Here is a 21,277-nt window from a genome sequence, read left to right on the forward strand (position 1 = left end):
TTCCCCCTTATAGAAATCCGTTTTCTTGTAAAAAGTTTTCGGTCATTGAGTCTGTTCTTTTTACGGGCTTTGAAATAAAGCGTTCAATATATTTACCAATCATGTCACACTCAATGTTTACGATGTCCCCGGCTTTTTTTTCTCCGATGACAGATTCGCTTACGGTGTGTGGGATGAGTGAGATTGTAATTGAAGATTCGTCTATATCAAATATTGTTAAACTAGTGCCATCAACAGCAACGGATCCTTTATGCAAACAATAGCGTAGTAATTCATCAGAAATTGCTATTTTGTAATAGTTGGCATTGTAATGTTGTTTTTTAGTTAAAATCGTACCGATGCCATCGATATGTCCGGTGACGAAATGTCCACCGAATCGTCCGTTTGCAGCCATTGCCCGTTCTAAATTCACTTTAGCACTTGGCTTTAGCATACGAAGTGATGTTGCTTTCATCGTTTCAGGCATTGCATCGACAGTGAATGAAGTAGTCGTAAAATTAGTTACGGTTAAGCAAGTCCCGTTAACCGCGATACTATCACCTAACTTAACATCTGATAAAATTTGATTTGCGTTAATAGTTAGCTTCATTGCTTCCCCGCTTTGAGTCATGCTTGATATCGTTCCTAACTCTTCTACAATTCCTGTAAACATTCCGTCACCTCGCTTTTTAAGGTTGCAACAATTTTTATATCATTACCAATTTGCTTCATCTCTTGAATTGTTAAGGAAAGTGCATCTTGCAACTTTGAAAAACCAGCTCCGCCAAATAAAGTGGGTGCATCTTTTCCACCAATTAATTTCGGGCTTATATAGGTCACGATTTCATTAAAACTATTTGTTTTTAAGAAGCTTGCATGTACCGCTTGACCACCTTCAACAAATAGAGAAAGGATTTGTTTCTCACCGAGTAGGGATAGGACATCTTGTATTTCAATTTGCTTCGTTTTCATTTGGAATATAGTTATATTTTCAGATTCATAAGAAGCTATTTTCTCTTTATTTACATCCTTACCGACAATAATCCATGTCGGAGCTAAGCCATCTGTTATGACATGAGAAGATGGCGGCGTTCTTAAGTGGGTATCTAAAATAACGCGTATAGGATGTTTACCTCCGTTTGGAATTCTTGTCGTTAAATGTGGATTATCAGTTATAACAGTATTCACACCGACAAGAATCACATCATGAGTATGACGATACTGATGAACGTCTGCACGTGCTTTTTCTCCTGTAATCCACTTACTTTCCCCCGTTACAGTCGCTGTTTTTCCATCTAAGCTCATTGCTGTTTTTATTGTTACAAATGGCCGTTTCGTTTTCATATAGTGAAAAAAGTATCGATTTAATAAAGTTGCTTCCGCTTCAAGAACACCAGTAGTTACCTTTATCCCAGCTTTTTCCAATCTCCTTGTTCCATTACCAGAAACGAGTGGATTGCAATCAAGGGTAGCAATTACAACCTGCTGGACTCCTTTTTCAATGAGTAATTCACAGCAAGGTGGTGTTTTTCCAAAATGGCTACACGGTTCAAGTGTTACATAAACGGTAGCACCTTTTGCTTTTTCACCAGCCATATGAAGTGCATGAACTTCAGCATGTTCTTCACCAGCACGCAAGTGAGCTCCTATTCCTATGATGTTTCCATCTTTTACAACAACAGCACCAACCATAGGATTTGGACTTGTCTGTCCGGAGGTACCTTGTGCTAACTGCAAGGCAATCCTCATATATTCTTGATCTGTCATTCTCTTCACCTCTCCTGAAAAAATCAAAAAACCCCAAGGATTTTATATCCTTGGGGTTTGGGAGACGTGATTTCTAGAAATATAGTTCGAATACGAAAGTATAGGAAAGAAACCTAACGATGACTGATATTTTGGCATAAGGAAAAAACCTAGCAAAATATCGAATTTTTCAAACGCTAGTCGTATCTTTTTATTTCAGTATAGAAACATAAGTATACAAAATAAAACATATATAAAGATTCAAAATGAACCTTTAAAAATATGCATACTGAAATAAAAGTGTATTCGCTATATATAATTACTAGAAAACATATCCTTCTCCCATCCAGACTATACTGTCGGCCCTAGAGTTTCACTAGATCCACCGTTTTCGAGTTGAAAACGGGTCACGGACTTAGAAGCTTACGCTTCATCACCGCCGGTTGGGAATTTCACCCGACCCCGAAGGATGTTGTTTGCTCACATTATAGCACAAAAAAGAAAAAAGCATAGTAAAAAACATTCGAATGTGAAGAATTGTTTGAAAATAGATGTAGGTCTGAAGGGAGATAAACGTAATAGAAATGTTGTAAGGGAAAGGGCTATACAGGAGTTGATCAAAAGAAAAAACATGCACAAAAAAATGTGCATGTTACGTCCAAAATTACTCTGCCTCTGGTGCTCTAACAACAGATTCGAATTTTCCCTTATGCGAAGCATCGCAATAAGGCATATTTTTTGATAGACCACAACGACATAAAGAAAATGCCGGTTTTGCTGGGAATACATTCCCTTGTGAATCGACTAATTCCACGTCCCCTGTAACGCGAAAAGAGCCATTATCATTTACTTTAATTTGTACTTTTGCCAACGTTATCCCTCCTTTCTAAACGCTTAATCTCATCATATAATTAGGGAGAGTACTTGACAATATAAAAAGAGCACTTTGTTTGAGAGAGAAGAGAGTGTTATAATAGTTTTTATAACTGACTAGAGTAAGGTGACGAAAGATGGATAAAAAATTACGAACACTACAAAATATTGCAAATGAGCGCACATGGGCATCATTTTTGAATGATAATCATCCATATAGTTTACTTCATTGGTCAATCGCAGGTGTAGGACAAGAACCGAAAGATGTTTGGTTACTTCAAGATGAGGTGACTTTTCAAACGACGGAATTCCCAACGCTAGATGAGGCAGTAAAGTGGATTTCTGAAAATATGGAACAAGTTACAGACGTTTTAGCGCAGTAAAAAAACAGGCTTATGCAAGCCTGTTTTTTGTTTCTTTTACATATGTGTTTAAAAATTGATCGATGGCATCTTCGTACTCTTCTTTATTTTCATTATAAGAGCAAGCGTGTGCACCATGTTCTGCAATATAAAGCTGTTTATTATTTTCTTTCGCTTCATAAAGTGATTTCGTCATATCAGATAAAATATAGTCATCATCTTTACTATGAATAAAGAGAACAGGATTGTTAATATTTTTTATACAATCAATTGGTGAAACTTCACGAAGTGTATAGCCATCACGAACTTTTAAAAAGGCATTTGCTAAAGGTAATAAAGGCCATTTTGGTAAATGAAACTCAACTTTCAAACGATGTTGTAACTGTCCATAAAAATCAGAGAAAGGACAATCAGCAATATAAAAATCAGCACCATCTTCTACAAGTCCTGCATATTGAAGAAGAGTTGCAGCACCCATAGATTCACCATGAATTCCGAGTGTAATATTCGTTCCGAAACGATCTTTTAGCCAGTCAACTACTGACTTTAAATCATGTTTTTCATAATAGCCATAGCTTGTTGTTTTACCACCGGTTTTACCATGGCGGCGATGATCATAAATAAATACGTTATATCCTCTATTTAAAAATAAGTTTGCATATTTAACGGAATTCATTTTATTTACGGTCACACCGTGGCAAAAAATCATAAATTTATTGGAATGACCAGCTGGCATGTAATATCCGTGAAGTTCGTATCCGAATTGAGAAGGGATGTGAACCTCTTCTTTTTGAATAGCCTTAAAATCGTCCAAATGAAAATGCTTTTTCGTTTCGCGTTCTAAAACTTCTTCCTCTGTTTTTTTCTTCAAGTACATAACTTTATTTGTAAAGAAAATCCCAATCGCAGTTAGTGCACCTAGTATAGTAAACAATGCTGTAAAAAAACGTTTCATACTTTACCTCATCCTCCAAATACCTCTACATGTGATACACTAACATTGTATCACAATGATGTGAAAAGGGGAGAAATCGTATATGGTTCATATACAAAAAATTACACCAGAAATGAAAGAAGCAATTCAGGATTTTATGTGTGAAAACTGGGGAAGCTCAATGATGGTCTCTCGAGGCAGAGTATATCAATTAGAAGAATTACCCGGTTTTGTTGCACTTAGAAATAACAGAATAGTGGGAATTCTGACATATAAAGTGATAGAAAACATGTGTGAAATTGTATCGTTAAATAGTTTTGAGGAAGGGAAGGGGATTGGTACAAAACTGGTGGATTGTGTGTTGCAAGTGGCAAAAGAGAACGAATGTAAAAAAGTGTGGCTCATTACGACGAATGATAATATGAACGCACTTCGTTTTTATCAAAAACGTAACTTCATGATGACGAACTTATATATTGATGCGGTAAAGGAAGCACGAAAAATAAAGAAAGAAATTCCGTTTATTGGTTATGATAATATCGCGATTTCACATGAAATTCAGCTGGAGTATATTTTATGAGTAGAGTGGAAGTTGTGTAACAATTTTCAGAAATATAAAACAATAACCTTGACGAATGTTATATTTTGGTTTAGTTTAAAATTGTAATCTATTACCATATTAAGGGGTGACGATGTGGCAACTATACGTGATGTTGCAAAATTGGCCGGTGTTTCAGTCGCAACCGTTTCAAGAGTCATTAACGAAAAAGGATATGTCCATGAAGATACGGTGAAACAAGTAAAAAAAGCAATTGAAGAATTACATTATAGACCGAATGCTACAGCAAAGCCTTTATTTAAACAGCCTTCAACGATGATTGCATTACTTGTAGATAATTTGCATAATCCATCATACATCACTTTGCTCCGTTTCGTTGAGGAAATAGCATATAAAGAAGGGTATCAAGTAATAGTTTGTAATATAGAAAATAAGAATAGATACATAGATATGTTGGAGCAAAATAACATTGCAGGCGTTATAATGACGAAATCTGTTTTTCGAAGTATAGGAGAAATCTCACTTCCTTTCACTGTGCTTGAAGAACGACAATCTCTTATGAGCTATTATGAAAGTGGACAGAAAGCTGTTTCTTTATTAAAAGAGAAAGGCTGCCAGTTTCTTGCTTATATCGGTGAGGGAGTAGAGAGTGAAGAAATGGAAGAGCATGTGGCAGGATTTCTAGATACTGCTTGGAAAGAAGGACTTTCTTATCGAGAGGAAATTGTACAAGGGTATACGAATCAACAGTTTCTTGAATTGTTACAAAAGCATCCATACATAGATGGGGTTGTAGCTTCAAGTGACAAGGTCGCTATTGAGCTAATCAGGGCGGCGAAAACTCTTAATATTCATATACCAGGTAAGTTGCAAATCATTGGATTTAACGGGAGTGTAGAGGGTGAATGGATAAGTCCAGCATTAACGACGATTGGAAGTTATATCGAAGAAAATGGGGAAATAGCTTTTCAGCAGTTAATAGGAAAAATAAAGAAGAAACAAGTGGGACAAGAAGAAGTGGAAACAGAATTTAGATGCATTGAGAGAGAAACAACAAAGTAAAAGGTGCGTTTTTAAAACGCACCTTTTATAGTGTAATTGCGGCAATAAAGCCGAATATAAGTAACGGTATATTATAGTGAAGAAAAGTTGGAACGCACGTATCCCATATATGATGGTGCTGACCATCAGCATTTAAACCGGACGTTGGTCCAAGTGTACTATCGGATGCTGGAGAACCTGCATCACCTAGTGCACCAGCTGTACCGATAATTGCGATTGTAGCCATGGGACTAAATCCGAGCTGGACGCATAACGGTACGAAAATTGTTGTTAAGATTGGGATGGTTGAAAAGGAAGAACCAATTCCCATCGTAACGAGAAGTCCAATAATGAGCATAAGAAATGCAGCAAGCGGTTTATTATTTCCGATTATATGTGCACTCGTTTGCACAAGAGATTCAACATGTCCAGTTTTTCGAAGAACAGCGCCAAATCCAGCGGCAGAAATCATAACAAATCCGATAAAGGACATCATACGCATTCCACTCGTTAAAATAGCATCGGCTTCTTTAAGAGGGAGACTACCGCTAACTGATAAGAAGATAATACCTGCTAAAGCACCAAAAATCATTGATTCTGTTGCTAATTGCACAGTTAATGTAGCAATTATTGATAATAAACCAAAAGTAATGCTTCTTTTCGTATAGGGAACGATTTCATTCTGTGCAGCATGAATTTGTTCTGTTTCATATGTACGTGGTTTTCGGTATGTAATGAAAACCGCTACACATAATCCGATAATCATACCGATTGCTGGAATAGTCATCGCTTTTGGAATAAGTGCGACATCAAATGTAAGACCGCTTTGCGCAGCATTTGTTTGCAATACGTCATGATAAATTTTTCCGAATCCTGCTGGGACCCACATGTAAGGGGTAATTAACCCAAATGTAATAAGACATGTTACAAGCCTACGATCCACCCTCAGCTCATTTAATACTTTTAAAAGTGCGGGAATTAAGATGGGGATGAAGGCGATATGAACAGGGATAATATTTTGTGAGAAACAAGCCATTGTTAAAATGATAAATAATATAAGTATTTTAGAATAGACTTGTTTTTTCGTGTCTTGTTCGTTGCCAATCCATTTTAAAGCTGATTGGATCATTGCATCAGGAAGTCCTGTTTTTGAAAGGGAAATAGCAAATCCACCGAGCATTGCGTAGCTTAATGCGATAGGAGCACTGTTCCCAAGACCAGCTGTAAAAGTACTAATTGTTTCTGAAATACCGAGTCCGCCGATAAGTCCGCCTGTTAAAGCTCCAACGATAATGGCGACAATGACTTGGACACGTAACAAACTAAGCAGTAGCATGACTGCTACTGCGATGAGTACAGCGTTCATAATAAATGTAATCTCCCTAATTTTTATTCTGTTAAGGCAAGCAAGTGTTTGCAGTGACATATACTTGCGACATATCATTATAAAATGTTTTCTATGAAATGTAAAAGCGCCTTTTGTTATTAATGTTGAAAAGATAGTTCTTGTTTAATTGATTGTAAAGATTTAGCGAATAACTCAGGCTCTTCTAAATCTGGAGAATGTGCCGAGTTTGGAAACCAAATCATCTTTTTAATAGGAGCTTGAATGATATCGCAATATTGTTGAACGAGTGCATAAGGAGTTTGATAATCATAGCGACCAGAACAAAAATAAACAGGAACAGATAAACTTGAAATAGATGAAAAGAAATCGATTGTCAGCATCTCTTCCCATAAAACTCCGGATTTTAAATTTCCTGCGAGAAATTTGAACCAATCTAATAGCGTATATTCAGGAGAAAAGAAGCCTTTTCGTATGAAAGAAAAGGAAGATCCATTTTGGATTGCTCCTCCGAATGTACCAAGCCACTTTCTTTGAATAATGAGGCGTCTCGTATCTAAAAAGGGTGGTTTCCCTAATTTTAAAAGAGAAGCTAATGCCTTTTTATGGTCATGTTTTTTGGCAGAGCTAATTAAATGTTGATATAGTAATTCTTCATTTTGCTTCATATGTACGATTTGACCGATGCCGATGTATGCTTCTATATATTCGGGACATTGATTAGCGATTTGTAGTCCGATAATACTCCCCCAAGAATGACCAGCAAGAAATAATTTTTGCTTATTAAAGCGTTTGAGAAGATATTGAATAACCTCTTTTGCATCTGAAACAAATTGATCAATCGTAAAGTTTGTTTGGATATCCCGCCATAAAAAGGATTTACCTGCCCCTCGCTGATCCCAATTAATAACGATAAAGTGCTTTTCTAACTCTTTTTGAAAATGGCGAATAAAGCCGATTTGTGCCATACCAGGACCGCCATGACAGCATAATAAAATAGGCTGTTCCACGTTTTGTCCGCGTATAAGGAGAGATTGTTTCCGGTCATTAATCATAACGCTTTCTATCGTAGCGATACTGTTAGGGATTAATTGCTTCTTTTCGTTATAAAACCGAGGGGTATGGCTACGAAAAAGCATATGTAAACCTCCTTTTCTTAAATGGTATGAATCGCACAGGCTCTTTCTTTTGCATATACTACTAGAAAATCATTGTATCATAACATACTGGTTAGATTTCAAGCTTAGGCGATTAAGAGAGGAGGGAGAATGTGACGATTGGAGAAATTATTGATTCTTTAAATAGACGCGAATCAATCGCTATTATAGCGAAACGGCTCGAAATGAGCCCATATACATTATCAAAGAAATTAAGGGTGATTGGATATGAATATGATGGAGAGCAGAAAAAACGTATCTTTATAGGTGATGGTGAAGAGCCACGTCATTTGCAAATCCAAGAAGCTACTGCCCTTCAATATGCAAAAACAGACTATCAATTATTAATTTATGAACAATTACAAAGCATTTATGAATTGCTAAGAAAAAGAGAAGAAGTAAGCGTTCCAATTATAAGTAGGAGCACAGAGAAAAAGAAACGAACCTTTTCGATTAATACAGAAGTATTAGCAAGACTAGATGTTATATCGGAATCGAAAGGGATTCAAAAGTCTAAAATTGTAGAAGAAGCCCTACAGGAATTTTTGCAACGGTATGATGTTAATCATGAAACGTATCCAGAGAAATAAAAGAAAGGATACTATGTTCCATATAAGAGCGTGTATCCTTTATTTCATTTCATTTCATTTTTTGTTTTGTTTCGAAAAGTAATATAGGAACCAAACGGCATGATTTTGTTCATCAGCTGCTGCGCGCCGAAATGTTTCTTTCACTTGTTGATTTGTCGCTTCGTCTGCAATTTCTAAGTAAAAATCAACTGTTCGTTGCTCATCTTGTATAGCGAATTCTAATCCGTTCAAATAAAGAGTTGGACATTCTTCAGTGATTTGTGGCTGAGGGTTTTTACCAGTTAAAAGGGTGTAGATTTGTACAAATTGGTGAAAATGTTTTATTTCATCTTGCCGAATTTCAAGGATTTGATTTCGTTCATTTATGTCTGGAGCTAAATTAGCTAATTTAGCATAACAATGAATGGCGTTATATTCTCCGTTAATTGCTTTCTCAATACTACGAATGAGTTTGTCGTTTTGTCGAGATAATGTATCGTCATTGTTTGGATAGAAATACATACAAACCCTCCTATTATAGTTTTCTATATACTACGAGGAAACAAGGGGCTATGTGCTTATCCTTTACTGCACTAGAAGAATGTCAATACGTATGACTCTAAAAGAAGAAGCTCCTTGCATATAAAAGGAGCTTCTTCTTTCGAGTGTCACGCACTAGTTTGAATAGTATTTAGTTGATTTTTTGAATACGGCCATCAATAATCGGCTGAATTGGTTCTTTCACTTGTTTTACATAATCGACTAATGCTTCAAAATCGTTTGGACCAGTTTCAGCATTTTTTCCATTTTTAAAGGATACGAATCCATCACCGCCAGAAGCTAGGAAAGCATTTGCAACTACGCTATACGTTTTAGAGGAAACTAATTCTTCACCATTTGTTAAACGGATATTAGTAACCTTTTCGCCATTCGGTTTATTTGCATCCCAAGTGTATTGAATACCTGAAATTTGAAGCATTCTCGTTGCGCCTTTTTGCCATTGTTGATTTAATATATCACTAATATCTTGACCTGTTAAATCTACTTTAATTAATTGGTTTCCGAAAGGCTGAATGCCGTATAATTCGCCCCAAGTAATATCTCCAGCGTCTAGATCATTACGAATTCCACCAGGATTCATAAGAGCGATTTGTGCCTGCATTGTTTGGCGCTGTGCATCGGCAATTAAATTTCCAAGAGTAGACTCACCAGCATCGTTTTGTTTACGGTCGATAGGTGCTGTAGATTTTCCGACAACTTCATTTACAAGCGGTGCAATTTTTTCTTTATATTGATCTAACTTTTGTTTTACTTGTTTATCAGGTTCTACACCTTCATGGTACGTTGTAATAACTTCAGCTTTTTTCTTCACAATATCTTTTGTTTTTCTATCAATTGTTACATCTACGTCTGAGAAAGCCATTCCGTAAGAGTTCGCTTGTACGATGAGTTTATTATTTACAGTACCGTTTACGTACGTATGACTATGCCCGCCGAAAATAACATCAACTTCGGGATCTGTTGCATTTGCAATGCGGGTAAGGTCACCGTTTGTTACACCAGTGTCATCAGTTGTACCTCCGACATGCGCGAGGACTACGATAGATTTAACACCGAGACGTTTTAATTGCTGAGTAGATTTATTAATAGCCTCTACTTCATCAGTAATTTGTACATTCTTTAGCATAGTTGGCATAACGACATTCGGTGTATCCGTTGTAACAACTCCAATGAACCCTACAGGAACTCCATCTACCATTTTTACAGTAAATGGTGGTAAAAATAAGCGGCCAGTTGATTTGTTATAGAAGTTTGCAGCGACATAAGGGAAGTTTGCTCCTTTGAAATTCCCTGTTTTTTCATGATATCCACCGTAAATGAGGCGTTGCATTTCATCGATGCCTTCATCAAATTCATGATTTCCAATTGTACCAACATCAAACTTTAAGTCATTTAAAAATTCAATAGTCGGTTCGTCCTGTAATAAAGCAGAAACTGGTGGGCTAGCTCCGACAATATCTCCAGCATGTACAAGAAGTGTATTAGGATTTTGTTTTTTACGTTCTTTTAAATAAGTAGCTAAGTAATCAGCTCCCCCAGCTTCTTTATTGTTAATTTTTTTTACAGTATCTAGTTGTCCATGGAAATCATTAATACCAAGCATTTGTACGTCTATGTATCGGTTTTGTTCAGCAGGAGTCTGAGATGGAGGAGCGGCGAATACGCTTGAAAAAGTAAGGGTGCTTAAAACAGCAACAGCAGGAATGATTTTTTTCCACATAATTAATTTCTCCTTTTTTTATAATCTGACATCATACGACATAATTTTAATAGATTAATAGGATTATAGCTACAATAAAATTTAGTTTTTTCGAAAAATTTACATATTTATAAAAGTTAAATGATAGAAATGATGAAAGTAATGTGCCTTTTTTATTGTCGATTTCATTGTGTATCCTCTATAATGGAGGAAAAAGAAAAAGGTGGGCAGCATGAAGAAAAAGAAGCAAAGACAAACACAAAGACAATCTCAAATGAACCAACCAGAGAAAGAATCGCTTACACTAGGTGATCAATTGAATGATTCGCTCATGCAACAATTAAAGAATAAGAAAAAAGAGTTGCAAGTGAGAGAAGAGAAAAAAGAGGCAGCAGAGCAAGAAAGAAAGCGTAAGGAACAAAAAGAACGTGAAAAGAATAAATCATTTGAAGAACTCTTAAGTGAAAGTAGCCTTACTTGGAAAGACTTTAAATAATAAAAAGATGATCAGTGAAATGCCGCTGATCATTTTTTTGACGAGTTTGTAAGAAAAGGGGAGTTAGAATGAGGAAAATTGTAGTCGTTTCGTACGAAAATCATTGGAGTGAGAAATTCCAAATGGAAGCCGAAAGATTAAAAGTGGCGATGCCAGAAACGGTGGAAATTCATCATATTGGTAGTACATCAGTGCCAGGACTTGCGGCTAAGCCTATCATTGATATGATAATGGAAGTAGATAGTATTGAAAGAGTTGATCATTGGAACAAACACTTTGACGAGCTTGGTTATATTGTGAAAGGTGAAAATGGTATTTCAGGTCGTCGTTTTTTTATTCATGGAACTGAGGAGAAACGCTCGTATCACTTGCACGTATTTGAAAAAGGGAATCCTGAGATTACAAGGCATTTATCGTTTCGTGATTACATGATGGCTCATTGTGAAGAAGCAGAGGCGTATGCGACTTTAAAGAAAGAACTAGCGGAAAAATATACATATGATGGCACGATGTATACGGAAGGAAAAAATGAGTTTGTACGTAATGTTGATGAAAAGGCGAAAGAATGGATAGAAAATAACGTGAATGGCTGAGTTCACGTTATTTTTTTAAAAGGTGTATAAAATTATTATGTAAACTGTACGTATGTTTTGACTTTTTGGATGAATCTTGTTGAAATAAAGTGGTGGTTTATAAAAAATGTAAGGATGAAAGGGAGAACGACTGTGTATATTCCAACAACTACACTTCATAACGGCGTGAAAATGCCGATGATTGGTTTAGGCGTTTATAAAGCGAAAGAAGGCGACGAAGTAAAACAAGCAGTAAAAACAGCGTTAGAAGTTGGATACCGTTCGATTGATACAGCGACTGTATATGAAAATGAAAGCGGTGTCGGAGAGGCGATTCGTGAATCAGGAATCTCGCGAGAAGACTTGTTTATTACAACGAAAGTTTGGAACGATGACCAAGGGTACGAGGAGACTCTTCGGGCGTTTGAAAAAAGTTTAAAGAAATTACAAATGGACTATGTAGATTTATATTTAATCCATTGGCCGATCAGAGGGAAGTATGTTGATACATACCGTGCTCTAGAAAAGCTATATGAAGAAGGTAAAGTGCGTGCCATTGGTGTTTCTAATTTTCATAAACATCACTTAGAACTGTTATTACCAAATTGCAAAGTGAAGCCGATGGTAAACCAAGTTGAACTTCATCCAATGTTAGCGCAATTTGAATTGCGTGATTTCTGTCAAGGTGAGCAAATTCAAATGGAAGCGTGGAGTCCTTTAATGAGAGGCGGCGAAGTATTCCAGCATCCAATTATTCAGGCTATTTCTAAAAAATATGAAAAGTCACCTGCACAAGTTATATTAAGGTGGGATATTCAAAGTGGGATTGTGACTATTCCTAAATCTGTTACGCCATCTCGTATTAAAGAGAACTTTACTATTTTTGATTTCTCATTAACTGAAGAAGAGATGGATCAAATTAATACGTTAAATCGTAATTTACATGTAGGAACGAATCCTGATAAATATGATACGTTATAAAAACGCTATCTGTACGGTTATAGAAAGTGGTGGGAAAGTTGCCCGAACGCTACAAATCAATTAATTTTAGTTCGAAATAAGAAAAATAATAATCGTTTATTCTCAGTAGATAAACATAACGTTAAATCAGTTCATAAAACAACTTCTCATCTATATAAAGATCAATACAAAGAAGGTGTCTCCAAAAGGTCATTTTTAATGAGCTTTTGGGACACCTTCTTTTTTAACTTGATGGCTATGACCTGTACGATAACGTTTTTTTAACGATGTAATGTATATGTATCAAATTTAACAATTTGCTGAAGTTGTGTATATTCTTCTTTTGTTAAAGACGTTTGTTCCCCAGCATGTATATTTGCTTGCAACTGTTGAATAGAGCTTGCACCAGGTATAACAGATGCAACAGCTTCATTATGTAAGCAGTATTGAATGGCCGATCCAGTTAAAGATTTTTCTCCTATAATTTCTTTTACACTCGCGAGTGTTGTATGTAATTCATCATAAGAATAGGAGAGGTAATCTTTTTCCTTTACTCTTTCTATCTTGCTTGCATTGTTGTTAGTTAAAATGCCTTTCGCAAGTGGTCCGCGTGCGATGACACTAATTTGATGTTCATTAAGCGCCTGGAACCATTCTTCAGGACGACGATTTAAAAGGCTGTACTCCATTAATACACTAACGATATTTGAACGTTTTGCATACTCACGAATGACATTTGGACGTATAGAAGAGATACCATAATGACGAATAATACCTTCTTTTTTCAATTCTTCAAAGGCTTCAATTGTTTCATCTATAGCATCTTCAGTCGTCCCGCCATGCAGTTGATATAAATCGATATAATCTGTTTGAAGTCTTCGTAAACTCTCTTTTACTTCGGCCTTTATATAAGTTTTAGAAGGATCCCAAGACCAACCGTTTTTTTCTTCTGTCCATCGATTTCCAACCTTTGTTGTAAGAACAATTTGGTCGCGTTTTCCTTTCAGGGCTTTTCCAACAAATTCTTCATTTAATCCATAATCGTATAAGTCCGCTGTATCAAAAAAGTTAATTCCTAAATCGATTGCCTCATCGATAATACGCATAGCTTCAGCCTCAGATGTACCGAGAGACATACAGCCAAATCCGATTTCCGTAACATATAAATCTGAGTTTCCTAATTGACGTTTTTTCATAGGTCAACCTCCTTATCTTTATTGTACGAAAGGGGAAGGAGGTTGACAAACGTTTACTTTTTGTTCCGCAAACCCCCTCTGATTAAAGTTTCACTTTATTTGCTGTAATCCACTCTTGTACAGTTGTATACTCTTTGCCATATTGTTTTAGCTTATGACGAATTTGCCATGCTTTGCCGACTAAAGTGACGCGATTTGGTAAAATGTAAACTTTCATTTCTATCACGCTCCTTTCAATGTGGTAAAATGTATGAAGAACGATTAGGAAATAGAACAGGGAGATGAAGTAGTATGAGTAATCTTGCAGAAAGAACAGTAAAAACTGAACCGATTTTTGATGGTAGAGTTATAAAAGTTCGTGTTGATGATGTAGTATTACCAAATGGAGAAATGAGTAAACGTGAAATCGTAAATCACCCTGGGGCAGTTGCTATTATTGCTATTACTGATGAGGGGAAAATTGTACTCGTTGAGCAGTATCGTAAAGCTCTCGAAAAGGCAATTGTGGAAATTCCTGCTGGGAAGTTAGAACCTGGGGAAAAGCCAGAGGTAACAGCAGTTCGTGAATTAGAAGAAGAAACAGGATATGTATGTGAAAATATGGAGCTTATTACATCTTTCTATACATCACCTGGTTTTGCAGATGAGATTTTATATGTATATAAAGCGACAGGATTAAAACAAAAAGAAAATAAAGCAGCTTTAGATGAAGATGAATTTGTGGAATTAATGGAAGTGTCATTAGAAGAAGCGATTGATCTTATGAAAGACCTTCGCATACATGATGCTAAGACGATGTTTGCAGTACAATATTTACAATTACAAAAATAAACACTCGCCTAAGGCGAGTGTTTTTAGTTGATTTTTGCATATACACGTGCATCGCGTAAGTTGCCATCGGGTGCTAGGAAATCATTTTCCATTGTACCTTCTAAAATAAATTCTAGACGTTCTGCTAAGTTACATGCGTTTATATTTGTTGCATCAGTACGAATTTCAATTCTTCTAGCACCTAGTTTATCAAATGCAAATTGAATCGCACCTTTAATGGCTTCTGTCATATAGCCATGCTTTGTATAAGCGCTATGTAGCCAGAAGTGAAGTGAAAACTTTGGAATATCCCAGTTTTCAGGCTTGAGAGTAATAGCTCCGATGAATGTACCAGATACTTTATCGTATAAGTGGAAATCAAGTGTTTCACGAAGTAAAAACTGTCCGTGAGCTTCGCGAACAATTTCTTCAGCACGCTCTTCTGTTTCAGCTGTAATTGGCATCCATGGTAATAAGTCTTCTAGAGAAGCTTGGATTGCTTCATATACTTCTGTGCCATCACCTGGAAACGGCTTACGTACTTGCAAGCGCTCAGTTTGAAATAATGTTGGAAAATCTAATAATAATGGTTTCAAGAGAAATCCCTCCTATTCTCTACTTTTTAGTTTAGCAAAGTAGAGCGGAATTTCAATGTTAATTCGTCATACTTTTTTTCTTTCTTTCATACATTTTTAGTAAGAGTGTGAACGGAGGGAAGGGAAATGTGGCGAAAAACGTGGCAAGACCGTGTAATGTCTCACATACAGGAAAATTCTTCACTATATATATTTAATGCGGTTTTATTACTGATGGGAGTAATATTTGGAGCGATTCTTGTGAATAGTTTACAAATAAACCAAAAGCAAGATTTATCATTTTATTTACAGCGTTTTTTTGGACAAGTTTCTAAAGGAGAATTTGCTGTCGCAGGCGAAATGTTTCGAGAAAGTTACTTTTCGCAATTAAAATATATCGGCTTTATTTGGATTTTGGGGATTTCAATTATTGGGTTGCCGCTCATTTTTATCTTACTATTTTTAAAAGGGGTAGTTGTTGGATTTACAGTAGGTTTTTTAGTAAGTCAGCACGGATGGAATGGACTATTATTAGCATTTGTATCTGTATTGCCACAAAATTTAATTATAATTCCTGTATTTCTCGTAATGACAACAATTGCTGCAAGCTTTTCCTTGAGAATGATTAGGCATCAATTTATCCGGAAAATAACTGAGCCACTATTACCGTTATTAATTCGCTATACATGCTTTTTTCTCGTGATTGGAGCGGTATTAGCTATTGCTTCCAGTGTCGAAGCGTATGCATCACCAGTTTTAATGAAAGAAGTTGTGGAGGCTATTAACAAACAATAAATACTTTTTGAGAATAATTATCAATTTGTTTTTATTGTTTTTCTTTTGACAGGAGCCCTTCTTCTGATATAATGGTATAAGAGTGGCGAGGAGGGAGTAGTACCGAATGGAAGAAAGAATTGAACGAATTAAGAAGCAATTACATGCAGCGAGCTATAAATTGACACCACAACGTGAAGCAACAGTTCGTGTGCTGCTAGAAAATGAAGAAGATCATTTAAGCGCAGAAGATGTATACCTCCTTGTAAAAGAAAAGTCGCCAGAGATCGGATTAGCAACCGTTTATCGAACTTTAGAGTTATTGTCTGAGTTGAAAGTTGTCGATAAGATTAACTTTGGAGACGGTGTTTCGCGTTATGACTTACGCCAAGAAGGTGCACAGCGTTTCCATCATCATTTAATCTGTACACAATGCGGTGCTGTACAAGAAATACAAGAAGATTTACTTGGTGAAGTGGAGAATAAAGTGGAACGAGACTGGAGCTTTAAGGTGAAAGATCATCGTTTAACATTCCATGGGATTTGTAAAAATTGTCAAGAAAATGAAACGGATGAAAAATAACCTTTTCCTATTTAACTAGGAAGAGGTTTTTTATTTGAATAAGGTATAAATTGGTGAAAGCTTGGCATATGTTGTAATAACTTATATTTTGGAGGAATTTACAATGCGCCGAGCTTTAAAATTAACTTTTGATGGGATGAAAGTATTTTTATTATTTACAAGTTGTACGATTTTGTTTTATTTCGCTATACTATGGATAAATGAAGAATATGAAAGTTACCATCGTTATGAAAAGCCAAAAGAAGAGACTGTAGAAAAAGTATCAGGGAATGAGGAGCCGGAAAAGGATGCTTTCGTAAATAGAATGATGTTTTTCTATGAAAATGGGGAGTAGTGTAGATTGGAAGATCAATTAAAAGATTTTATTCATTATATGATTGTTGAAAAAGGTTTAGCGAAAAATACAGTTATATCTTATGAACGCGATTTGAAGAGCTATGTGAAGTATTTGCAAAATGTAGAACAAACGAAGACGTTTCATGAAGTGACACGCTTGCATATTGTTAACTTTTTGCAGCATTTAAAAGAAAACGGGAAATCTTCAAAAACATTGGCGCGTCATATTGCATCGATTCGTTCGTTTCATCAATTTTTACTTCGTGAACGAGCAGTGGAGCATGATCCATCGGTACATATTGAAACGCCACAAGGGGAACGGAAATTACCAAAAGTATTATCAATCGACGAAGTGGAAGCATTGCTTCAAACACCGAAAACGGCAAGTACTTTTGGGATTCGTGATAAGGCAATGTTAGAGTTGTTGTATGCAACAGGACTTCGTGTTTCAGAATTAATTGCATTAAATTTAGAAGATGTACACTTAACGATGGGGTTTGTTCGCTGCGTTGGGAAAGGGAATAAAGAAAGAATTATTCCATTAGGAAGCTTAGCAACAGAAGCGATTCAAAAGTATATTGAAAAAGGAAGAAGAGAATTGATGGGTAAAAAAGCAGTAGATGCACTCTTTTTAAACCATCATGGTAACCGATTATCGAGACAAGGATTTTGGAAAATTTTAAAACGATTAGCGAAAGAAGCGAATATTGAAAAAGAGCTTACACCGCATACGTTACGCCATTCTTTTGCTACGCATTTATTAGAAAACGGGGCAGACTTGCGTGCTGTACAAGAAATGCTTGGACATGCAGATATTTCGACGACACAAATTTATACGCACGTTTCAAAAACTAGATTAAAAGATGTATATAAACAGTTTCACCCGAGAGCATAGTCACTATGCTCTTTTTTCATAGATTAAGAAGAGTGAACCATTTCACAGAAACTTCACAAATATTTCGTACATTGTTTTCAGCAGAGGACTGGAATATTACAATGTATTTCCTCTATACTAAATAAAGTATGAAGGAGGAAATGATGATGAAAAAACTTATTATTACGTTGTTTATCGCGATGCTAGCATTGGCTGGCTGTAATACAAACAAAGAAGAACCGAAAAAAGAACAAAAACTTGAAGCTGTAAAAGTAGCAGTTCAAACGAATCCGAAAGAAATTAAACCAGGTGAAAAAACAGAAGTACAAGCACTTGTTACACAAGGAAAAGAAAAAGTAACAGATGCTGATGATGTAAAGTTTGAAATTTGGAAAGCAGGCGACGAAAAGCACGAGATGTTAAATGGTAAGCATAAAGGAAAAGGTGTTTATGCTGTAGAAAAAACATTCGAAACGGATGGAGTATATCATGTTATTGCTCATACAAATGCACGTGAAATGCATGTTATGCCAGAAGTAAAAGTGGCTGTGGGAAATGCAAAAGTTGAAGATGCGAAAAAAGAAGAAGGTCATGGGGATCATAAAAGTGATACGATGATACATCTTATGGCTGGTGATATTAAAGCAAATGCTGAGTCAACAATGAAAGTTCATTTAAAACAAAAAGAAGAAGCGTTAACTGGTGCTGAAGTACAACTTGAGATTTGGAAAGACGGCGTTGAAAAACACGAATTTATTCCGGCGAAAGAGGGGGATAAAGGGGAGTATGAAAGTAAACATACTTTCAAAGAGAATGGTGCTTATAAAGTGAAAGTTCATGTAAGAAAAGGTGAACTACATGAACATAAAGAAGAAACAGTAGAAGTAAAATAAAAAGTAGCTCTTTAGAGCTGCTTTTTATTTTAGGAAATAAGTCATGAAATGATTAGCACTTCTTTGCAGAATGGATTACAATAGAAGGGTAAAGAAAATGAGAAATTCTACGAAAATGTATTAAAAAGAAAGCGTAAACATGTTATGATATCAATATCAGATGTCTGACATCTGACTTGGAAAAAACTAGATTTTTTTTTGATTCGTTTGAAAGTAAAACGAAAAAGTTAGAGAATGATTTAAAGCAGTACTGTTTAATAATGAGGACGAAAGATAATTCCCATTGATAACAGTTTCACTTTATAGCGTTTTGAACATACTACAAGAAGTAGAACTGAACATATAGGAGGTTGCAGTTATGAATAAATATAAACGTATTTTCCTAGTCGTAATGGACTCTGTGGGAATCGGTGAAGCACCAGATGCTGAGCAGTTTGGTGATTTAGGTTCTGATACAATTGGTCATATCGCTGAACATATGAATGGATTACACATGCCAAACATGGTGAAATTAGGCCTTGGTAATATTCGTGAAATGAAAGGAATCTCTAAAGTAGAGAAACCGCTTGGATATTATACAAAAATGCAAGAGAAATCTACAGGTAAAGATACAATGACAGGTCACTGGGAAATCATGGGCCTTTACATTGATACACCATTCCAAGTGTTTCCTGAAGGATTCCCGAAAGAATTACTTGATGAATTAGAAGAAAAGACAGGTCGTAAAATTATCGGTAATAAACCAGCTTCTGGAACTGAGATTCTTGATGAGCTTGGTCAAGAACAAATGGAAACAGGTTCTTTAATTGTTTACACTTCTGCTGATAGTGTATTACAGATCGCAGCTCATGAAGAAGTAGTACCACTTGAAGAGCTATATAAAATTTGTAAAATCGCACGTGAATTAACATTAGATGAGAAGTACATGGTAGGACGTGTTATCGCTCGTCCGTTCGTTGGAGAGCCAGGAAACTTCACACGTACACCAAATCGTCATGACTATGCGTTAAAACCATTTGGCCGCACAGTAATGAATGAACTAAAAGATAGCGATTATGATGTAATTGCTATTGGTAAAATTGCTGATATTTATGATGGAGAAGGTGTAACTGAATCACTTCGTACGAAATCAAATATGGATGGAATGGACAAGCTTGTAGATACATTAAATATGGACTTTACAGGTATTAGCTTCTTAAACTTAGTTGACTTTGATGCCTTATTTGGTCATCGCCGTGACCCACAAGGGTACGGAGAAGCTCTGCAAGAATATGACGCACGTCTTCCAGAAGTATTCGAAAAACTAAAAGAAGATGATTTATTATTAATTACAGCAGACCACGGTAATGATCCAGTTCACTACGGTACTGATCATACACGTGAATATGTACCGTTATTAGCATATAGCCCAAGCATGAAAGAAGGCGGACAAGAGTTATCACTTCGTCAAACATTTGCTGATATTGGGGCAACTGTAGCAGAAAACTTTAATGTTAAAATGCCAGAACATGGAACAAGCTTCTTAAACGAGCTAAAGAAATAGGGGGATAAACAGATGAATCGTGAACTAATTACAAAATCAGCTTCATACTTAAAAGAGAAATTTCAAGAGACACCACAAGTAGGACTAATCCTTGGATCTGGGCTAGGTGTATTAGCAGATGAAATCGAGAATGCAGTAACAGTCCCATACAGTGAAATCCCTGAATTCCCAGTTTCAACTGTAGAAGGACATGCAGGTCAACTTGTATTCGGTACACTTCAAGGTGTAACAGTAGTAGCAATGCAAGGACGTTTCCATTTCTACGAAGGATACGATATGCAAAAAGTAACATTCCCAGTTCGTGTTATGAAAGAACTAGGTGTAGAAACAGTTGTTGTAACGAACGCAGCTGGTGGTGTAAATACATCATTTGAACCAGGCGATCTTATGTTAATTTCAGACCACATTAACTTCATGGGTACGAACCCATTAATCGGACCAAATGATTCTGAAATGGGTGTACGTTTCCCTGATATGTCTACATCATATACGCCAGAACTTCGCGAAATGGCGAAACAAGTTGCAGCAGATTTAAATATTAAAGTACAAGAAGGTGTATATGTTGGAATGACAGGTCCTGTATATGAAACACCTGCTGAAATTCGTATGCTTCGTACACTTGGCGGAGATGCAGTTGGTATGTCAACTGTACCTGAAGTAATTGTAGCGCGTCATGCGGGTATGAAAGTACTGGGTATTTCTTGTATTTCAAATATGGCAGCTGGTATTTTAGATCAACCACTTCACCACGATGAAGTAATTGAAACGACAGAACGTGTTAAAGCTAACTTCTTAGCATTAGTTAAAGCAATTGTAAAACAAATGAAGGGGTGACTTCAC

The 21,277-nt window shown here is 36.2% G+C and carries 26 protein-coding genes and 1 riboswitch; of the genes, 15 read left to right on the top strand and 11 right to left on the bottom strand.

Features of this window, described 5'->3' with window-relative positions:
* Positions 1-7: 7 nt before the first annotated feature.
* The 3 genes from ribE to CQZ94_RS30840 all read right to left on the bottom strand — a co-directional run bounded on the left by ribE (position 8) and on the right by CQZ94_RS30840 (position 2,596).
* Positions 8-652 (bottom strand): riboflavin synthase, encoded by a 645-nt coding sequence (ribE, locus tag CQZ94_RS05690; protein ID WP_105584603.1) that lies wholly within the window; start codon positions 650-652, stop codon positions 8-10.
* On the bottom strand, positions 634-1,746 hold the full coding sequence (gene ribD / locus CQZ94_RS05695; RefSeq protein WP_105584604.1) for a bifunctional diaminohydroxyphosphoribosylaminopyrimidine deaminase/5-amino-6-(5-phosphoribosylamino)uracil reductase RibD: 1,113 nt from the start codon (positions 1,744-1,746) through the stop codon (positions 634-636). The genes ribE and ribD overlap by 19 nt, the downstream gene beginning before the upstream one ends.
* Positions 1,747-2,055: 309 nt before the next feature.
* Positions 2,056-2,199, bottom strand: a riboswitch (FMN riboswitch).
* Positions 2,200-2,389: 190 nt separating this feature from the next.
* Positions 2,390-2,596 carry a CDGSH iron-sulfur domain-containing protein gene (locus tag CQZ94_RS30840; protein WP_001151582.1) on the bottom strand — a complete coding sequence of 69 codons (207 nt, stop codon included), beginning with the start codon at positions 2,594-2,596 and terminating at the stop codon, positions 2,390-2,392.
* Positions 2,597-2,735: 139 nt separating this feature from the next.
* On the opposite strand from CQZ94_RS30840, the gene CQZ94_RS05705 reads away from it, so the two are divergent.
* Positions 2,736-2,981 (top strand): DUF2552 family protein, encoded by a 246-nt coding sequence (locus CQZ94_RS05705; RefSeq protein ID WP_098776611.1) that lies wholly within the window; start codon positions 2,736-2,738, stop codon positions 2,979-2,981.
* A gap of 10 nt (positions 2,982-2,991) precedes the next feature.
* Here the strand turns inward: CQZ94_RS05705 and CQZ94_RS05710 are convergent, their stop codons facing one another.
* Positions 2,992-3,915, bottom strand: coding sequence for an alpha/beta hydrolase (locus CQZ94_RS05710; protein ID WP_105584605.1), 924 nt, complete (start codon positions 3,913-3,915; stop codon positions 2,992-2,994).
* A gap of 82 nt (positions 3,916-3,997) precedes the next feature.
* Here CQZ94_RS05710 and CQZ94_RS05715 point away from each other — a divergent pair, with 82 nt between their 5' ends.
* Together CQZ94_RS05715 and CQZ94_RS05720 are read left to right on the top strand one after the other, a co-directional pair.
* Positions 3,998-4,474 carry a GNAT family N-acetyltransferase gene (locus tag CQZ94_RS05715; RefSeq protein ID WP_105584606.1) on the top strand — a complete coding sequence of 159 codons (477 nt, stop codon included), beginning with the start codon at positions 3,998-4,000 and terminating at the stop codon, positions 4,472-4,474.
* A gap of 114 nt (positions 4,475-4,588) precedes the next feature.
* Positions 4,589-5,515, top strand: coding sequence for a LacI family DNA-binding transcriptional regulator (locus tag CQZ94_RS05720; protein ID WP_105584607.1), 927 nt, complete (start codon positions 4,589-4,591; stop codon positions 5,513-5,515).
* A 25-nt stretch (positions 5,516-5,540) separates the two neighbouring features.
* On the opposite strand, the gene CQZ94_RS05725 is transcribed toward CQZ94_RS05720, so the two are convergent.
* A complete protein-coding gene (locus tag CQZ94_RS05725) occupies positions 5,541-6,860 on the bottom strand; it encodes a Na+/H+ antiporter family protein (protein WP_105584608.1) in 1,320 nt (439 codons plus the stop codon).
* A gap of 119 nt (positions 6,861-6,979) precedes the next feature.
* A complete protein-coding gene (locus CQZ94_RS05730) occupies positions 6,980-7,978 on the bottom strand; it encodes an alpha/beta fold hydrolase (RefSeq protein ID WP_105584609.1) in 999 nt (332 codons plus the stop codon).
* Between the two features lie 131 nt (positions 7,979-8,109).
* Here CQZ94_RS05730 and CQZ94_RS05735 point away from each other — a divergent pair, with 131 nt between their 5' ends.
* Entirely contained in the window at positions 8,110-8,586 is a 477-nt protein-coding gene (locus CQZ94_RS05735; RefSeq protein ID WP_105584610.1) for a ribbon-helix-helix domain-containing protein, read from the top strand.
* 54 nt (positions 8,587-8,640) lie between these two features.
* On the opposite strand, the gene CQZ94_RS05740 is transcribed toward CQZ94_RS05735, so the two are convergent.
* Both CQZ94_RS05740 and CQZ94_RS05745 read right to left on the bottom strand, forming a co-directional pair.
* A complete protein-coding gene (locus CQZ94_RS05740; RefSeq protein ID WP_105584611.1) occupies positions 8,641-9,087 on the bottom strand; it encodes a ferritin-like domain-containing protein in 447 nt (148 codons plus the stop codon).
* Between the two features lie 169 nt (positions 9,088-9,256).
* Positions 9,257-10,846, bottom strand: a complete 1,590-nt coding sequence (locus tag CQZ94_RS05745) for a bifunctional metallophosphatase/5'-nucleotidase (RefSeq protein WP_105584612.1) — start codon at positions 10,844-10,846, stop codon at positions 9,257-9,259.
* 211 nt (positions 10,847-11,057) lie between these two features.
* Between CQZ94_RS05745 and CQZ94_RS05750 the strand changes: the two genes are divergently transcribed.
* The 3 genes from CQZ94_RS05750 to CQZ94_RS05760 all read left to right on the top strand — a co-directional run bounded on the left by CQZ94_RS05750 (position 11,058) and on the right by CQZ94_RS05760 (position 12,874).
* Complete coding sequence (locus tag CQZ94_RS05750) at positions 11,058-11,321, top strand: YqkE family protein (protein WP_105584613.1); 264 nt, start codon at positions 11,058-11,060, stop codon at positions 11,319-11,321.
* A 68-nt stretch (positions 11,322-11,389) separates the two neighbouring features.
* On the top strand, positions 11,390-11,914 hold the full coding sequence (locus CQZ94_RS05755; RefSeq protein ID WP_105584614.1) for a GrpB family protein: 525 nt from the start codon (positions 11,390-11,392) through the stop codon (positions 11,912-11,914).
* Positions 11,915-12,046: 132 nt separating this feature from the next.
* Positions 12,047-12,874 carry an aldo/keto reductase gene (locus CQZ94_RS05760; RefSeq protein WP_105584615.1) on the top strand — a complete coding sequence of 276 codons (828 nt, stop codon included), beginning with the start codon at positions 12,047-12,049 and terminating at the stop codon, positions 12,872-12,874.
* A 260-nt stretch (positions 12,875-13,134) separates the two neighbouring features.
* On the opposite strand, the gene CQZ94_RS05765 is transcribed toward CQZ94_RS05760, so the two are convergent.
* Both CQZ94_RS05765 and mciZ read right to left on the bottom strand, forming a co-directional pair.
* On the bottom strand, positions 13,135-14,049 hold the full coding sequence (locus tag CQZ94_RS05765; protein WP_105584616.1) for an aldo/keto reductase: 915 nt from the start codon (positions 14,047-14,049) through the stop codon (positions 13,135-13,137).
* 82 nt (positions 14,050-14,131) lie between these two features.
* Entirely contained in the window at positions 14,132-14,266 is a 135-nt protein-coding gene (mciZ, locus tag CQZ94_RS05770; RefSeq protein WP_000870297.1) for a Z-ring formation inhibitor MciZ, read from the bottom strand.
* Between the two features lie 74 nt (positions 14,267-14,340).
* Here mciZ and CQZ94_RS05775 point away from each other — a divergent pair, with 74 nt between their 5' ends.
* Positions 14,341-14,880, top strand: a complete 540-nt coding sequence (locus CQZ94_RS05775; RefSeq protein ID WP_002014941.1) for an NUDIX domain-containing protein — start codon at positions 14,341-14,343, stop codon at positions 14,878-14,880.
* Positions 14,881-14,903: 23 nt separating this feature from the next.
* Here the strand turns inward: CQZ94_RS05775 and CQZ94_RS05780 are convergent, their stop codons facing one another.
* Complete coding sequence (locus tag CQZ94_RS05780; RefSeq protein ID WP_105584617.1) at positions 14,904-15,455, bottom strand: GNAT family N-acetyltransferase; 552 nt, start codon at positions 15,453-15,455, stop codon at positions 14,904-14,906.
* A 126-nt stretch (positions 15,456-15,581) separates the two neighbouring features.
* On the opposite strand from CQZ94_RS05780, the gene spoIIM reads away from it, so the two are divergent.
* The 7 genes from spoIIM to CQZ94_RS05815 all read left to right on the top strand — a co-directional run bounded on the left by spoIIM (position 15,582) and on the right by CQZ94_RS05815 (position 21,271).
* Positions 15,582-16,229 (top strand): stage II sporulation protein M, encoded by a 648-nt coding sequence (gene spoIIM / locus CQZ94_RS05785; protein WP_002111637.1) that lies wholly within the window; start codon positions 15,582-15,584, stop codon positions 16,227-16,229.
* A 106-nt stretch (positions 16,230-16,335) separates the two neighbouring features.
* Positions 16,336-16,791, top strand: a complete 456-nt coding sequence (fur, locus tag CQZ94_RS05790) for a ferric iron uptake transcriptional regulator (RefSeq protein ID WP_000392654.1) — start codon at positions 16,336-16,338, stop codon at positions 16,789-16,791.
* Between the two features lie 103 nt (positions 16,792-16,894).
* The gene (locus CQZ94_RS05795; protein WP_002088473.1) at positions 16,895-17,125 is read left to right on the top strand and encodes a YqzK family protein; all 231 of its coding nucleotides are present in this window, start codon (positions 16,895-16,897) and stop codon (positions 17,123-17,125) included.
* 6 nt (positions 17,126-17,131) lie between these two features.
* On the top strand, positions 17,132-18,022 hold the full coding sequence (xerD, locus tag CQZ94_RS05800; protein ID WP_105584618.1) for a site-specific tyrosine recombinase XerD: 891 nt from the start codon (positions 17,132-17,134) through the stop codon (positions 18,020-18,022).
* A 143-nt stretch (positions 18,023-18,165) separates the two neighbouring features.
* On the top strand, positions 18,166-18,894 hold the full coding sequence (locus CQZ94_RS05805; RefSeq protein WP_142395758.1) for a FixH family protein: 729 nt from the start codon (positions 18,166-18,168) through the stop codon (positions 18,892-18,894).
* A gap of 358 nt (positions 18,895-19,252) precedes the next feature.
* Positions 19,253-20,437: a phosphopentomutase gene (gene deoB / locus CQZ94_RS05810; RefSeq protein WP_105584620.1), complete on the top strand. Its 1,185-nt coding sequence runs from the start codon at positions 19,253-19,255 to the stop codon at positions 20,435-20,437.
* Positions 20,438-20,449: 12 nt separating this feature from the next.
* A complete protein-coding gene (locus CQZ94_RS05815; RefSeq protein ID WP_001078443.1) occupies positions 20,450-21,271 on the top strand; it encodes a purine-nucleoside phosphorylase in 822 nt (273 codons plus the stop codon).
* Positions 21,272-21,277: the final 6 nt, after the last annotated feature.

Origin of the sequence: Bacillus sp. MYb209, assembly GCF_002975175.1 — a bacterium.
In the GTDB taxonomy this organism is placed as follows: Bacteria; Bacillota; Bacilli; order Bacillales; family Bacillaceae_G; genus Bacillus_A.

Excerpts from the sequence above, each read along its gene's own strand:
- CQZ94_RS05730 (WP_105584609.1), bottom strand. The coding sequence starts at position 7,978 with ATGCTTTTTCGTAGCCATACCCCTCGGTTTTATAACGAAAAGAAGCAA.
- CQZ94_RS05750 (WP_105584613.1), top strand. The coding sequence starts at position 11,058 with ATGAAGAAAAAGAAGCAAAGACAAACACAAAGACAATCTCAAATGAAC.
- CQZ94_RS05715 (WP_105584606.1), top strand. The coding sequence starts at position 3,998 with ATGGTTCATATACAAAAAATTACACCAGAAATGAAAGAAGCAATTCAG.
- CQZ94_RS05795 (WP_002088473.1), top strand. The coding sequence starts at position 16,895 with ATGCGCCGAGCTTTAAAATTAACTTTTGATGGGATGAAAGTATTTTTA.
- CQZ94_RS05765 (WP_105584616.1), bottom strand. The coding sequence starts at position 14,049 with ATGAAAAAACGTCAATTAGGAAACTCAGATTTATATGTTACGGAAATC.
- CQZ94_RS05710 (WP_105584605.1), bottom strand. The coding sequence starts at position 3,915 with ATGAAACGTTTTTTTACAGCATTGTTTACTATACTAGGTGCACTAACT.
- CQZ94_RS05725 (WP_105584608.1), bottom strand. The coding sequence starts at position 6,860 with ATGAACGCTGTACTCATCGCAGTAGCAGTCATGCTACTGCTTAGTTTG.
- CQZ94_RS05775 (WP_002014941.1), top strand. The coding sequence starts at position 14,341 with ATGAGTAATCTTGCAGAAAGAACAGTAAAAACTGAACCGATTTTTGAT.
- CQZ94_RS05755 (WP_105584614.1), top strand. The coding sequence starts at position 11,390 with ATGAGGAAAATTGTAGTCGTTTCGTACGAAAATCATTGGAGTGAGAAA.
- spoIIM (WP_002111637.1), top strand. The coding sequence starts at position 15,582 with ATGTGGCGAAAAACGTGGCAAGACCGTGTAATGTCTCACATACAGGAA.
- fur (WP_000392654.1), top strand. The coding sequence starts at position 16,336 with ATGGAAGAAAGAATTGAACGAATTAAGAAGCAATTACATGCAGCGAGC.
- mciZ (WP_000870297.1), bottom strand. The coding sequence starts at position 14,266 with ATGAAAGTTTACATTTTACCAAATCGCGTCACTTTAGTCGGCAAAGCA.
- CQZ94_RS05805 (WP_142395758.1), top strand. The coding sequence starts at position 18,166 with ATGATGAAAAAACTTATTATTACGTTGTTTATCGCGATGCTAGCATTG.
- CQZ94_RS05740 (WP_105584611.1), bottom strand. The coding sequence starts at position 9,087 with ATGTATTTCTATCCAAACAATGACGATACATTATCTCGACAAAACGAC.
- ribE (WP_105584603.1), bottom strand. The coding sequence starts at position 652 with ATGTTTACAGGAATTGTAGAAGAGTTAGGAACGATATCAAGCATGACT.
- CQZ94_RS05705 (WP_098776611.1), top strand. The coding sequence starts at position 2,736 with ATGGATAAAAAATTACGAACACTACAAAATATTGCAAATGAGCGCACA.
- CQZ94_RS05815 (WP_001078443.1), top strand. The coding sequence starts at position 20,450 with ATGAATCGTGAACTAATTACAAAATCAGCTTCATACTTAAAAGAGAAA.
- deoB (WP_105584620.1), top strand. The coding sequence starts at position 19,253 with ATGAATAAATATAAACGTATTTTCCTAGTCGTAATGGACTCTGTGGGA.
- ribD (WP_105584604.1), bottom strand. The coding sequence starts at position 1,746 with ATGACAGATCAAGAATATATGAGGATTGCCTTGCAGTTAGCACAAGGT.
- CQZ94_RS05745 (WP_105584612.1), bottom strand. The coding sequence starts at position 10,846 with ATGTGGAAAAAAATCATTCCTGCTGTTGCTGTTTTAAGCACCCTTACT.